13 protein-coding genes are annotated in these 12,854 nt (G+C 70.8%); 10 read left to right on the top strand and 3 right to left on the bottom strand.

All coding sequences use genetic code 11. The features are described 5' to 3' along the window. Window positions 1–13 precede the first annotated feature (13 nt). The 5 genes from tal (at window position 14) to ABIA35_RS28920 (ending at window position 5,783) form a co-directional block, all read left to right on the top strand. Window positions 14–1,114: a transaldolase gene (gene tal, locus ABIA35_RS28900; protein WP_370342301.1), complete on the top strand. Its 1,101-nt coding sequence runs from the start codon at window positions 14–16 to the stop codon at window positions 1,112–1,114. Between the two features lie 74 nt (window positions 1,115–1,188). Further along, window positions 1,189–2,733 carry a glucose-6-phosphate dehydrogenase gene (gene zwf / locus ABIA35_RS28905; RefSeq protein ID WP_370342384.1) on the top strand — a complete coding sequence of 515 codons (1,545 nt, stop codon included), beginning with the start codon at window positions 1,189–1,191 and terminating at the stop codon, window positions 2,731–2,733. Further along, the gene (locus tag ABIA35_RS28910) at window positions 2,730–3,797 is read left to right on the top strand and encodes a glucose-6-phosphate dehydrogenase assembly protein OpcA (RefSeq protein ID WP_370342300.1); all 1,068 of its coding nucleotides are present in this window, start codon (window positions 2,730–2,732) and stop codon (window positions 3,795–3,797) included. The genes zwf and ABIA35_RS28910 overlap by 4 nt, the downstream gene beginning before the upstream one ends. Continuing rightward, window positions 3,794–4,582 (top strand): 6-phosphogluconolactonase, encoded by a 789-nt coding sequence (pgl, locus tag ABIA35_RS28915; RefSeq protein ID WP_370342299.1) that lies wholly within the window; start codon window positions 3,794–3,796, stop codon window positions 4,580–4,582. Before ABIA35_RS28910 ends, pgl begins: the two co-directional genes overlap by 4 nt. Window positions 4,583–4,718: 136 nt before the next feature. After that, window positions 4,719–5,783: an ABC transporter substrate-binding protein gene (locus ABIA35_RS28920; RefSeq protein WP_370359951.1), complete on the top strand. Its 1,065-nt coding sequence runs from the start codon at window positions 4,719–4,721 to the stop codon at window positions 5,781–5,783. On the opposite strand, the gene ABIA35_RS28925 is transcribed toward ABIA35_RS28920, so the two are convergent. Further along, window positions 5,762–6,187 carry an acyl-CoA thioesterase gene (locus ABIA35_RS28925; RefSeq protein ID WP_370359952.1) on the bottom strand — a complete coding sequence of 142 codons (426 nt, stop codon included), beginning with the start codon at window positions 6,185–6,187 and terminating at the stop codon, window positions 5,762–5,764. The two genes, ABIA35_RS28920 and ABIA35_RS28925, sit on opposite strands and share 22 nt — an antisense overlap. A 95-nt stretch (window positions 6,188–6,282) precedes the next feature. On the opposite strand from ABIA35_RS28925, the gene ABIA35_RS28930 reads away from it, so the two are divergent. The 5 genes from ABIA35_RS28930 to ABIA35_RS28950 all read left to right on the top strand — a co-directional run bounded on the left by ABIA35_RS28930 (window position 6,283) and on the right by ABIA35_RS28950 (window position 10,396). After that, window positions 6,283–6,975, top strand: coding sequence for a nitroreductase family protein (locus ABIA35_RS28930; RefSeq protein ID WP_370342295.1), 693 nt, complete (start codon window positions 6,283–6,285; stop codon window positions 6,973–6,975). Window positions 6,976–7,055: 80 nt separating this feature from the next. Continuing rightward, a complete protein-coding gene (locus ABIA35_RS28935) occupies window positions 7,056–8,630 on the top strand; it encodes an MFS transporter (protein ID WP_370342294.1) in 1,575 nt (524 codons plus the stop codon). Continuing rightward, the gene (locus tag ABIA35_RS28940) at window positions 8,605–9,279 is read left to right on the top strand and encodes a TetR family transcriptional regulator (RefSeq protein WP_370342293.1); all 675 of its coding nucleotides are present in this window, start codon (window positions 8,605–8,607) and stop codon (window positions 9,277–9,279) included. The genes ABIA35_RS28935 and ABIA35_RS28940 overlap by 26 nt, the downstream gene beginning before the upstream one ends. 20 nt (window positions 9,280–9,299) lie before the next feature. Further along, window positions 9,300–9,857 carry a DUF4262 domain-containing protein gene (locus ABIA35_RS28945; protein ID WP_370359953.1) on the top strand — a complete coding sequence of 186 codons (558 nt, stop codon included), beginning with the start codon at window positions 9,300–9,302 and terminating at the stop codon, window positions 9,855–9,857. A 5-nt stretch (window positions 9,858–9,862) separates the two neighbouring features. Continuing rightward, a complete protein-coding gene (locus tag ABIA35_RS28950) occupies window positions 9,863–10,396 on the top strand; it encodes an O-acetyl-ADP-ribose deacetylase (protein ID WP_370359954.1) in 534 nt (177 codons plus the stop codon). Here the strand turns inward: ABIA35_RS28950 and ABIA35_RS28955 are convergent. Together ABIA35_RS28955 and ABIA35_RS28960 are read right to left on the bottom strand one after the other, a co-directional pair. After that, window positions 10,371–11,474, bottom strand: coding sequence for a MalY/PatB family protein (locus ABIA35_RS28955; RefSeq protein ID WP_370359955.1), 1,104 nt, complete (start codon window positions 11,472–11,474; stop codon window positions 10,371–10,373). The genes ABIA35_RS28950 and ABIA35_RS28955 overlap by 26 nt on opposite strands. 438 nt (window positions 11,475–11,912) lie before the next feature. Then, complete coding sequence (locus ABIA35_RS28960) at window positions 11,913–12,824, bottom strand: LLM class flavin-dependent oxidoreductase (protein ID WP_370359956.1); 912 nt, start codon at window positions 12,822–12,824, stop codon at window positions 11,913–11,915. Window positions 12,825–12,854 lie beyond the last annotated feature (30 nt).

Genomic DNA, 12,854 nt, shown 5'->3' on the forward strand with positions numbered 1-12,854 from the left:
GGGAGATGACGAGATGACGAACGAGAACCTGGACAAGCTGTCCGGCGCCGGTGTGGCGATCTGGCTGGACGACCTGTCCCGCAAGCGTCTGCAGACCGGCAACCTGGCCGACCTGATGGCGCAGAAGAACGTGGTCGGCGTGACCACCAACCCGACGATCTTCCAGAAGGCCATCGTCGGCTCCGAGGTCTACACCGACCAGCTCAAGGACCTCAGCGTCCGCGGGCTGACGGTCGACGAGGCGATCCGCATGATCACCACGGCCGACGTCCGCGAGGCCGCCGACGTGCTGCGTCCGGCCTACGACGCCTCCGACCGCCAGGACGGCCGGGTCTCGATCGAGGTCGACCCGCGCCTGGCGCACTCCACGGCGCCGACCGTGGCCGAGGCCAAGCAGCTGTGGTGGCTGGTGGACCGCGAGAACGTGTTCATCAAGATCCCGGCCACCCGCGAGGGCCTGCCGGCCATCACCGAGGTGCTGGCCGCCGGCATCAGCGTGAACGTGACCCTGATCTTCTCGCTGGAGCGCTACCGCGCTGTGATGGACGCCTTCCTGGCCGGCCTCGAGCAGGCCAAGGCGAACGGCCACGACCTGGGCAAGATCGCCTCGGTCGCGTCCTTCTTCGTCAGCCGGGTGGACACCGAGATCGACAAGCGCCTGGAGAAGCTCGGGAAGACCGAGCTCAAGGGCAAGGCCGGCGTCGCGAACGCCCGCCTGGCCTTCGAGGCCTACGAGGAGGTCTTCTCCTCGGACCGCTGGAAGGCCCTGGAGGCCGCCGGCGCCAAGGCCCAGCGTCCGCTGTGGGCCTCCACCGGTGTGAAGGACCCGGCGTACGTGGACACCATGTACGTAGACGACCTGATCACCCGCGGCGTGGTGAACACCATGCCGGAGGCGACCCTGGACGCCGAGGCCGACCACGGCAAGCCGACCGAGGACTCGATCCGCGCGCACTACGCCGACGCCCACAAGGTGATCGACGGCCTGGCCGAGGCCGGAGTCTCCTACGACGACGTGGTCCAGGTGCTCGAGGACGAGGGCGTGGACAAGTTCGAGGTGTCTTGGAAGGAGCTCCTCGAGGCGGTCCAGGGCGAACTGGACAAGCTCCGGTGAGCACTCTGCCGCATCACCCGAAACAAGGGGTAGGGCACCAGGGCTACCAGCTCTCCCAGGCAGAGAAGATTCTGCTGTCGCACGAGTCCTCCCCCGAGGGCTCGGCCAACCCGCTGCGCGACGCCGCGGACCGCCGTCTGCCGCGCATCGCCGGGCCCTGCGGCCTGGTGATGTTCGGCGTCACCGGCGACCTGTCCCGCAAGAAGCTGATGCCGGCGATCTACGACCTGGCCAACCGGGGGCTGCTGCCCCCGGGCTTCGCCCTGGTCGGGTTCGCCCGGCGGGACTGGGCCGACCAGGACTTCGCCGAGGAAGTGCACCAGGCGGTCAAGGAGCACGCGCGGACCCCGTACCGCGAAGAGGTCTGGCGCCAGCTCTCCGAGGGCTTCCGCTTCGTCTCCGGCGAGTTCGGCGACAAGCAGGCCTTCATGGAGCTGAAGGAGACCATCGACAAGCTCGACGCCGAGCGCGGCACCAACGGCAACCACGCGTTCTACCTGTCGGTCCCGCCGAAGTTCTTCCCCGGCGTGGTCGAGCAGCTGCACGAGGTCGGCCTGGACCAGGGGCCCGAGGGCTCCTGGCGCCGCGTCATCATCGAGAAGCCGTTCGGGCACGACCTGGCCTCGGCCCAGGAGCTCAACGCGATCGTGGACTCGGTGTTCCCGGCCAAGGCGGTCTTCCGCATCGACCACTACCTGGGCAAGGAGACCGTCCAGAACATCCTGGCGCTGCGCTTCGCCAACGAGATGTTCGAGCCGATCTGGACCCGGGACCACGTGGACCACGTCCAGATCACGATGGCCGAGGACATCGGCATCGGCGGCCGGGCCGGCTACTACGACGGCATCGGCGCGGCGCGCGACGTCATCCAGAACCACCTGCTGCAGCTGCTGGCGCTGACCGCGATGGAGGAGCCGGTGTCCTTCGACGCCGACGCCATCGCCGCGGAGAAGACCAAGGTGCTCTCGGCCATCCGGCTCCCGGACGACCTGGACACCTACACGGTCCGCGGGCAGTACGCGGCCGGCTGGCAGGGCGGCGAGAAGGTGGTCGGGTACCTGCAGGAGGACGGCATCTCGCCGGACTCGGTGACCGACACCTACGCCGCGGTGAAGCTGGAGGTGAACACCCGCCGCTGGGCCGGCGTGCCGTTCTACCTGCGCACCGGCAAGCGCCTGGGCCGCCGCGTCACCGAGATCGCGGTGGTGTTCAAGCGCTCGCCGTTCCTGCCCTTCACCCCGACGCAGACCGAGGAGCTGGGGCAGAACGCCCTGGTGATCCGGGTGCAGCCGGACGAGGGCGTGACGGTCCGCTTCGGCTCCAAGGTCCCGGGCACCTCGATGGAGGTGCGCGACGTGAACATGGACTTCGCCTACGGCGAGGCGTTCACCGAGTCCTCCCCGGAGGCCTACGAGCGGCTGATCCTGGACGTGCTGCTGGGCGACGCGCCGCTGTTCCCGCGCGTGGCCGAGGTCGAGCTGGGCTGGGAGGTCCTGGACCCGATCGAGGAGTACTGGGGCCAGCACGGCAAGCCGGAGCAGTACACCTCGGGCACCTGGGGTCCGGCCAAGGCGGACGAGATGCTCGCGAAGGACGGACGGAGCTGGCGGCGGCCATGATCAAGCACCTGGATTCCACCACCTCGGCGAAGATCGCCGGCGCCCTGATCGACATCCGCAAGGAGGCCGGGGCGGCCACCACCGGCGCGGTCCTGACCCTGGTGATCGAGACCGACGAACGGCACCACTACTACGCCCTGCGGGCCGCGCGTGAGGCCTCGCGCGCGCACCCCTCGCGCATCCTGGTCGTGATACCGCACCCGGAGCAGCCCTTCTCGGGGCTGGACGCCGAAGTGCGGGTGGGCGACGAGATGGGCCCGGGCGAGGCGGTCGTGATGCGCCTGAACGGCGAGCTGGCCGCGCACGCCGACGCGGTCGTGCTGCCGCTGCTGCTGCCGGACACCCCGGTGGTCACCTGGTGGCCCTCGGACTCCCCGACGGACCCGGCCGAGTCGGCGCTGGGCAAGCTGGCGATGCGCCGCATCACCGACGCCTCCGGCACGCACCAGCCGCAGCCGATCGCCGACCGGCTGCGCGGGTACTCCCCCGGCGACACCGACCTGGCCTGGACCCGCTGCACCCCGTGGCGCTCCATGCTGGCCGCGGCCCTGGACCAGATGCCCTGCATGGTGCAGAGCGTCAAGGTCACCGCCGAGATGGACAACGCCTCCTCGAACCTGCTGGCGGTCTGGCTGGGCTGGCGCCTGGGGGTGCCGGTCACACTGTCCACGGACACCGGCCCCGGCATCACCGGCGTGCACCTGGGCACCGACCGGGGCGAGATCAGCCTGACCCGCCCGGACGGGATGCTCGCGGTGCTCTCCATGCCCGAGCAGCCCGACCGGCACGTCGCGCTCAAGCGCCGCGAGCTGGCCGACCTGCTCACCGAGGAGCTCCGCCGCCTGGACGTCGACGAGACGTACGAGGAGGTGCTGCGGCACGTCACCGAGCGCGACGTGGCGCAGATCGAGGAGGTCGCGCCCAAGCCGGCCCAGCAGGCCACCATCACGATGGTCGCCGAGCCGGACGCCGGCCCCCTGGGCGAGCTGCCCAAGGAGTCGGTCGAGGAGGAGAAGGAAAAGCAGAACCTGGACATCGACAAGCCGCTGGGCGACGCTCCATGAGCGCCACTCCGGTCGTCATCGTCCACCGCGACGCGGAGGTCCTGGCGCAGGCTGTGGCGGCGCGGCTGATCACCCGGGTGCTTGACGTACAGGCGCTCCGCGGCGCCGCGCACGTCGTCCTGACCGGCGGCACCGTCGGCATCAAGACGCTGGCGGCGGTCGCGGCCTCCCCGGCGCGCGGCGCCGTGGACTGGTCCCGGGTCCAGCTGTGGTGGGGCGACGAGCGGTTCCTGCCCTCCGGGGACCCGGAGCGCAACGAGACCCAGGCCCGCGAGGCACTGCTGGACGGCCTGGTCGCCGAGGGACTGCTGCCGCCGGAGAACATCCACGCGGTGCCGGCCGCCGACAAGGCGGGCTTCACGCCCGAGGAGTCGGCGGAGCAGTACGCGGCGACGCTGGCCGACTTCGCCCGCGAGGGCGCGGACGTCCCGGCCTTCGACGTGCTCCTGCTGGGCATGGGCCCGGACGGCCACATCGCCTCGCTGTTCCCGGGCCACCCGGAGCTGTACGAGGACAAGCGCAGCGTGGTCGGCGTCCGCAACTCGCCGAAGCCCCCGCCGCTGCGGGTCTCGCTGACCCTGCCCTCGATCCAGGCGGCCGCCGAAGTCTGGGTGGTCGCCGCGGGCGCGGAGAAGGCGAAGGTCACGCACCTGGCGCTGTCCGGCGCCGGAACGGTGCAGATCCCGGCCGCCGGGGCGCTCGGGCGCGGGCGGAGCCTGTTCCTGCTGGACCGGGCCTCGGCCTCGGAGCTGCCCAAGGAGCTGGCGCCGTACTCGCTGAGCTGAGCTGAGTCGAGCTGGTCAGAACGCTGAGTGCCGCCGGGGTCTTCGGATCCCGGCGGCACTTTTTCTTTATCCGACCAGGCCATCACCCGGCGAGTGGCCTTGGAAGCGACTTCCTGATCACCCCTACGATCAGCCCATGAACACGCCGCCGCAGTCGCCCATCCGCATCGGCGCCCTGGCTCCCCTGAGCAAACCGGGCTGGGACGAAGCCGGCCGGCATCTCCTGGCAGGCCTCGAACTAGCTGTCAGCGACAGCGACATCCCCATCGAGCTCCTGGTCCGCGACACCGCCGCCGACCCCGACAAGGCCGCGGCCGCCGTCGACGAGCTCGCCGACCTCGGCGTGGCGGCGATCGTCGGCGAGTATCACAGCGTCGTGGCCCGCTCCGCCGCGGCCCGCGCCGACGCGCTCGGCGTCCCGTTCCTCTGCTCGTCGGCGGTCCTGGACACCCTCACCGAGCAGCCGACCGACTGGGTCGCCCGTATCGCCCCCGCACAGTCCCACTGCTGGCAGGTCTACGCCGACTTCCTGCTCGCCGCGGGCCACACGCGCATCGCCGTCGCCGCCCAGCCGACCGTCTACTGGGCATCCGGCACCCGCATCCTGCGCGCCCGCCTGGCCTCGCGCGGCGCCACCCTCGTCAAGGTCGGCATCACCGCGGCCTGTGCCGGTCTTGCCGCCAGCGGCGCGACCGCCCTGCTGCTTCTCGTCGGCACCCCCGAGCCGGCCGTGCCGATCGTCAAAGCGGTCCGTGCCGACCCCCGCCTGGCCGACCTGCTCATCGGCGCCCCGGCCGGCCAGCCGGAGTTCGCCGAATGGGCCGATTTGCTCGGTGCCGAGGGCACCGGCATCCCGTTCCTGAGCTACCTGCCCGACCGCCTCAGCCCGCTCGGCGCGCGCGTGGACGCCGCGCTCCGCGAGCGCCTGGCCGGAGCGCCGTCGTTCGTCGCCTTCGAGGGCTACGACACCATCGCCGTCCTGGGCGAGATCCTGCGTGCCCACGGCACCGACCGGAAGACCATCGCCGAGGCCTGGCCCCACGTCGCGCTCGAGGGCACCCGCGGCCCGATCCGGTTCTCGCGCGTCCCGGGCATCAGCGGCAGTGTCTGGCAATGGGCATGGCCGCCGGTGCAGGTCGTCGACCGCGATCCCGCCGACCCTTCGCGCATCCGGGTTCTCTACTCCGCGCCGCGCTCGTGAATCCGGCGGAACTCCTCTGACCACGGCGTCGGCCGCCGGTCGGCGCCGGTCCGCACGATCGTCCGCCGCCCGACCGCGTGCACCACGCCGCCGTCGCCGACGAAGCGGAACTCGTACACGCAGCTGGTCGTCCCGATCTTCACCACGCGCAGTTCCACGTCCAGCTCGCCGACCTCGGCGACCGGGACCCGGAACTCGACCTCGTACGCCTTCACCAGGTGCCGCATGTCCGGCCCCTCGATCAGCTCCGGACGGCTCTCGTACCAGGTGCTCAGGGCGCGCTCGGCGTGGATCGCGTAGCGGGCGTTGTGCAGGACGCCGACCTTGTCGAGCTCGTCGAACCAGACCCGGGTGCGGAAGACGTGCAGCGGCGGCTCGTTACCGCCGGCCTCGAGATCGTTCATAGCCTCAGCTGTACCTCAATCGCAGCCCGCGTTCCGGCCTCGAAGGCGCTGCGAGCACGTGATTCCAGCCACACGGCGACCCTACGCTGAGCGTCATGACAGCCAGCACACGGAGCCACACGCATCCGTTCCTGCCGTACACGCCCGAACGCCTCGACCAGGCTGAGGCGATCCGGCGCGGCGAGCAGTTCCACGCCCACCTCGATGCCCGCCGCAGCGTCCGCTTCTTCTCCCCCGATCCGGTCCCGGCCGAGATGATCGAACTGGCCGTGGCCGCCGCGAACACCGCCCCGTCCGGCGCCCACCAGCAGCCGTGGAAGTTCGTCGCCGTCGGCGATCCGGTGCTGCGGCACCGGATCCGCGAGGCCGCCGAGCAGGAAGAGCGCGTCAACTACGAGGGCGGCCGGTTGCCGGCGGCCTGGCGGGAAGCCCTCGGGCCGCTGGAGACCGACTCCGACAAGTCCTACCTGGACACGGTCCCGTGGATCGTCGTGGCCTTCGCGGAGAAGAGCACACCGCAGCCCGACGGCCACCTGCGCAAGAACTACTACGTCAACGAGAGCGTCGGCATCGCCTGCGGCCTGTTCATCGCCGCCCTGCACACGATGGGCCTGGCCACGCTGACCCACACCCCGAACCCGATGGCCTTCCTCACCGAGATCCTCCAGCGTCCCTCCTCCGAACGCCCCTACATCCTGTTCCCGGTCGGCTACCCGGCCGCCGACTGCGAGGTCCCCGCGCTCACCCGCAAGCCTCTGACCTCGGCGTTGGAGTTCTACGGCGGCTAGCCGCAGGCGCTGCTCTTGCCCCCTTCAAATTCTGAGAGTAGCTTTCATTTTGAAGCTACTGCCAAACGAAGGGGGCTCTCATGTCGGAGACGGAAGAGAAAGCAGTGGTCCCGCCGGGGACGGACGGCCGCAAGTGGTGGGCGCTCGGCGGCCTGGCGCTGAGCCTGCTGGTGGTCGGGCTGGACCTGACGGTGCTGAACGTCGCGCTGCCGACACTGGCCACGTCGCTGAAGGCCTCGACCAGCCAGCTGCAGTGGTTCGCGAACTCCTACAACCTGGCGCTGGCCATCGCGCTGCTGCCCGGCGGCCTGCTCGGCGACCGGTTCGGCCGCAAGAAGCTGCTGGTGATCGCGCTGGCGGCGTTCGGCGTGGCCAGCGGCTTCTGCGCCTTCGCCTCCAACGCCGGCGAGCTCATCGCCTGGCGCGCGGTGCTCGGTGTGGGCGCGGCGCTGCTGATCCCGCTGAGCATGAGCGTGCTGACCGTGCTGTTCACGCCGGAGGAGCGGCCGCGCGCCATGGGCATCTGGGCCACCGCCAACATGCTGGGCATCCCGCTCGGCCCGATCCTGGGCGGCTGGCTGCTGGACCACTACTGGTGGGGCTCGGTGTTCCTGATCAACCTGCCGGTCGTGGTGATCGCCCTGATCGCGGTGGTCTGGCTGGTCCCGGAGTCGCGCGCCGAGCGCAAGCCGCGCATCGACCTGCCGGGCCTGGCCACCTCGGCGGTCGGCTTGGCCGCGATCACCTACGGCCTGATCAAGGCCGGGGACACCGGCTGGGGCTCGGCCCAGGCGCTGGTCCCGCTGATCGGCGGGCTGGCGGTGCTGGCCTGGTTCGTCCAGCTTCAGCGCAGCCCCAAGCAGACGCTCATCGACCTGGAGCTGTTCCGGGCCCGCGGCTTCACCTGGGGCACCATCCTGGCCACCATCGTCAGCTTCGCGCTGTTCGGCCTGATGTTCACGCTGCCGCAGTTCTACCAGGCGGTCGAGGGCGCCGACGCGCTCGGCACGGGCCTGCGCCTGCTGCCGATGATCGCCGGCCTGATGGCCGGGGTCCGGATCGGGCAGCCGTTCCTGAAGAAGCTGGGACCGGCCCCGCTGATCGCCGCCGGCTTCCTGCTGCTGGCCGTCTCGCTGATGGTCGGTAGCACCACCGGCGTGCACGACGGCTACGGCTTCGTGGCGGCCTGGCTCACCGTCGGCGGCGTCGGCGTGGGCCTGGCCATGCCGATCACCATGACCGTGGCCCTGGACGAGCTCAGCGCCGAGCGCGCCGGGGTCGGCTCCGGCCTGCTGATGACCATCCGCCAGATCGGCGGCACCTGCGCGGTGGCGATCCTGGGCACGGTCCTGAACAGCCAGTACCGCAGCCACCTGACACCGGCCGTGGCCCACCTGCCGGCCGAGGCGGCCGCGGCGGCCACCCGCAGCGCCGGCTCCGGCGTCGCGGTCGCGGCGCAGCTGCACTCGCCCTCGCTCCTGGAGTCGGTGCGCTCGGCCCTGGTGCACGCCACGAGCATGACGATGTGGGTCAGCACGGGCTTCGCGGTGATCGGCGTCCTGGCCGCCACGCAGCTCCCGCGCCGGGCCCGAGTGAACGCCGGGGCGTCCGAGGCAGCAGAATCGAGTCGTGATCTCCTCAATGCCGCCGACTGACCAGACCTCGGCCTCGGCCCCGGCCCCGGCGCAGGCACCGGCGCCCCTGGGCCTGCGGGAACGCAAGAAGGCGCAGACGCGTGCCGCGATCCAGCGGCACGCGCTCCGCCTCTTCCGCGACGGGGGCTACAGCGCCACTACCATGGAGCAGATCGCCGCCGCGGCCGACGTGTCCCCGAGCACGCTGTACCGCTACTTCCCGACCAAGGAAGACCTGATCCTCACCGACGACTACGACCCGCTGCTCGCGGCGGCCTTCCGCGCCCAGCCCCCCGAAGTCCCGATCCTGCAGGCCTTCCGCGCCGCCGTCGACGCCGCCATGCTCCAGGTCCCGCCCGCCGACCAGGCCGAGGCCCTGGAACGCGCCCGCCTGAGCTACACCATCCCCGAAGTCCGGGCCCGCGCGATGGACCACATGTTCACCACCACGGACATGCTCGCCGACCTGTTCGCCGAACGCCTGAACCGCTCCCCCCACGACCTGGAGGTCCGCGTCCTGGCCGGCACCGTCATAGGCGCCCTGCTGGCCACCCAGCAACTGTGGCTCACGGACCCCGAAGCGGACATGTTCGCCATCCTCGACAACGCCCTGCAGATCCTGATCGACGGCCCGGGCCACCTCGTCCCCGGTCCGTCACAAGGAGCCTGACACGGGGTAACCTTCAGGACGTGGACATAGAACCGGCTCCCTGCCGCTGCCTGTTGTGCGCCCCCGCCAACCCCGACGAGGCCCGGTGGGACCCCCGCGACCGCGCGATAGCCCACAACGTGCGCGAACACGGCTGGCACATCATGGGCGTGACCGGCGACGACACCCCCGACTGGGCCTACTCGATCGGCATGTGGCACACCCACGGGGGCTACGACGTCTGCATGACGGGCCTGCCCGTCGAGAACGCCATGGCGCTGGTCGCCAAGATCGCGGTCCAGGTCCGCGAGGGCCGCGCCCTCGGCGCGGAGAAGCGCCGCCTGAACGTGATCGAAGGCTACGAAGTCGCCACCCGCCCGGTCCACAAGAGCTGGTACCCGGCCATGTTCGGCGCCGGCCTGGACTTCTTCCAGACCCCGCCGTGGCCGATCCTCCAGGCCGTCTGGCCGGACCGCCAGGGCCGCTTCCCCTGGGAGGAGGGCGCGGACCCCGAGCGCCGGGACCAGCAGCCCTTCCTGTGGCTGGACCGCAACGAGCACCCGGACAGCGTGTGGGTGTCGTCCTCGCTGACGCTGTAGCCGCCATGCCCAAGCCCCGCATCACCGTGGTCCGCGGCGACATCACCAAGCAGGACACGGACGCGATCGTGAACGCGGCCAATTCCTCCCTGCTCGGCGGCGGCGGAGTCGACGGAGCCATCCACCGCGCGGGCGGCCCGGAGATCCTCGAAGCCTGCCGCGCCCTCCGCGCCTCGCACTACGGCCGCGGCCTGCCCACCGGCCAAGCCGTCGCCACCACCGCCGGCCGCCTCCCGGCCCGCTGGGTCATCCACACGGTCGGCCCGGTGTACTCCCGCAACGAGGACCGCTCAGCCCTGCTGGCCGCCTGCCACACCAACTCCCTGAAAGTCGCGGACACCCTCGGCGCCAAGACCGTCGCCTTCCCGGCCATCTCCACCGGCATCTTCGGCTGGCCGATGGCCGACGCCGCGCGCATCGCCGTCGCCACCGTCAGGGCCGCCGCGACCGAGGTCGAGGAGGTGCGCTTCGTGCTGTTCGACGAGAGCGCCTACCAGGTCTTCGCCCAGGCACTCACCTCACCGACGCCACCGCCGTAGCCATCCGCTCGACCGCCTCGGTGAGGATGGCCGGCGACGTCGCGATGTTGATCCGCACGTGGCCGGCACCCCCGCTCCCGAACGGAATCCCCGAGTTCACCGCCACCCGGCCGCGTTCCAGGAACACCTGCGCCGGATCATCACCCAGCCCCAGACTCCGGCAATCCAGCCACTGCAAGTACGTCCCCGGCCCCGGACGCCACACCACGCCCGGCAGGTACTCGGCCAGCAGCCGCCCGAGCAGCACCCGGTTCTCATCAAGCCCGGCAAGCAGCGCATCCAGCCACGCGCCACCCTCCCGCAACGCCGCGACATGCGCGATCACGCCCAGATGACTCGGCCCGTGCCCCACCTCCTCCGGCATCCGCGCAAGATCCACCGCCGACGCCGGACCCGCGATCGCCACGGCCGCCTTCAACCCGGCGAGATTCCACCCCTTCGACGCCGACATGAGCGTCAGCCCATCCTCGGCCCCGGCCACACTCAGGTACGGCGTGAACTTCTCCCCCGCCGCCACCAACGGCGCATGAATCTCATCGGAGACCACCCGCACCCCGAACGCCGCGGTCAACTCGGCAACCCGCTCCAACTCCTCCCGCGTATACACCGCGCCGGTCGGATTCTGCGGATTGCACAGCAGGAAGGCACCCCGCCGCCCCTCACCCGCGAGCCGCCCGAACACCGCCTCCATCACCCCGAAGTCGATCCGGCCATCGCCACCCAACGGCGCCTCGACCACCTCCCGATCCATATGCGCCACAAAGTCGAAGAACGGCGGATACACCGGAGGGTTCACCACCACCGGATCCCCCGGCCCGGTGACCAGCTTCAGCATCTCCACGACGCCCAACATCACATCCGGCACAATCGCCGCCCGCTCCGCGACAACACCGTCCCACCCCCACCGCCGCACAGCGAACCCACCCAAAGCCTCCGCATACGAATCACCCAGCGGATACCCCGTATCACCCCGCCGCACAGCATCGACCAGCGCCGCGGCAACAGGCTCCGGCGTCGCCACATCCATCTCCGCCACCCACACCGGCAGCACATCCTCCGGATACTGCCGCCACTTCATACTGGTCCGAGTCCGAAGCTCGGCCAGACCGAGACGAGTCAAGGGATTCTCAACGCGAGGCTGCATAAGTCACACAGTAAGCGCGGTACCGCGCGCAGCCGAGGCCTCAATGCCGCATTTCCCACGGCCACGAAGGCCCGGCACGCTCCCGCCCTCACCCTGTCCGCGCCCGATCTCGCCGTCGGCACCTGGCTTCTCAAGCCCGCGCTGAAGTCCGCTTCTCATCTTCGCCAACCGGCCCTCAGGACTCCAGCGCCCGCGTCCGCCACCAGCACCCGGACAAGTCCAGCCGCCCGTCGCCCGCCGTCATCGCGCCTCATCCCCGCCATCGACCTTCGGCATCGCTGCGCTCTTGCTCTCAGGTCTGCGCGATCCAGTCCGCCACCCTGCCGCCCTGCAGGCCCATAGCCTCATCCTCTACCAGGCCTGATATCTCCCTCACCCCACTCCCACCTCACACCCAGCCCGTATCACCTCCTCCACCAACCACTTCATCCCACCGTCCTGATACATCCGCCGCGACCCGACCACCACATGCCGGAACCCGACCCGCACCAGCTCCGCGATCGTCTCCCGAGCCTCGGCGGCCCCGTCCTCCGCCACGATCACCTGTACCGAGCGCACCACCTCGCTCGGATCCCGCCCGACCGCCGCACAGTGCCGGTCCAGCGCCCGCGAGCGCTCGGCCAGCGACTCCACCGAGTTGTGCGGCGGCCCGGGTATGTTCCAGATGTCGGCGTGCTCGGCCACCACCCGCAGGGTCCGGTCTCCCCATCCGCCGATCAGCAGCGGCGGGCCCGCCGGCTGGACCGGCTTCGGCGCGTTCCGGGTCCCGGCCAGGGTGGTGAACGGCCCCTCGAAGTCGAACGCGTCCTGGGTCCACATCCTCCGCAGGATGGTCACCGTCTCGACCAGGCGCGCTATCCCCTCGCGCGGGCTGATCAGCGGTATGCCATACGCGGCGTACTCCATCACCCCCGGGTTCTCGCCCGGGATGCCGCCGGTGTCCGCGGGCTGCACCGTCCCGCCGACGCCCAGGCCCATGATCAGGCGGCCGCCGGAGATCACGTCCACCGTCGTCGCCATCTTCCCCAGCACCGCCGGCGGGCGGAAGCGGTTGCTCGTCACCAGCAGCCCCATCCGCAGGCGCGATGTCTGCCCGGCCAGCGCCGCGAGGGTCGTCCACCCCTCCAGCGCCGGTCCGCCCCGGTCGCCGGCCAGCGGCATCATGTGGTCCCACAGCCAGGCGTCGGCTATCTCCGGTATCTCGTCGGCCTCCTGCCACACGCGGCGTATGTCCTCGTACGAGACATGCATCGGCGTGGTCTTGATGCCCATCCTCAACTCCATATCGTCACCGTACCAAATCATCAGCCGCAA

It is taken from the genome of Catenulispora sp. MAP12-49 (assembly GCF_041262705.1).
Classification (GTDB): domain Bacteria; phylum Actinomycetota; class Actinomycetes; order Streptomycetales; family Catenulisporaceae; genus Catenulispora.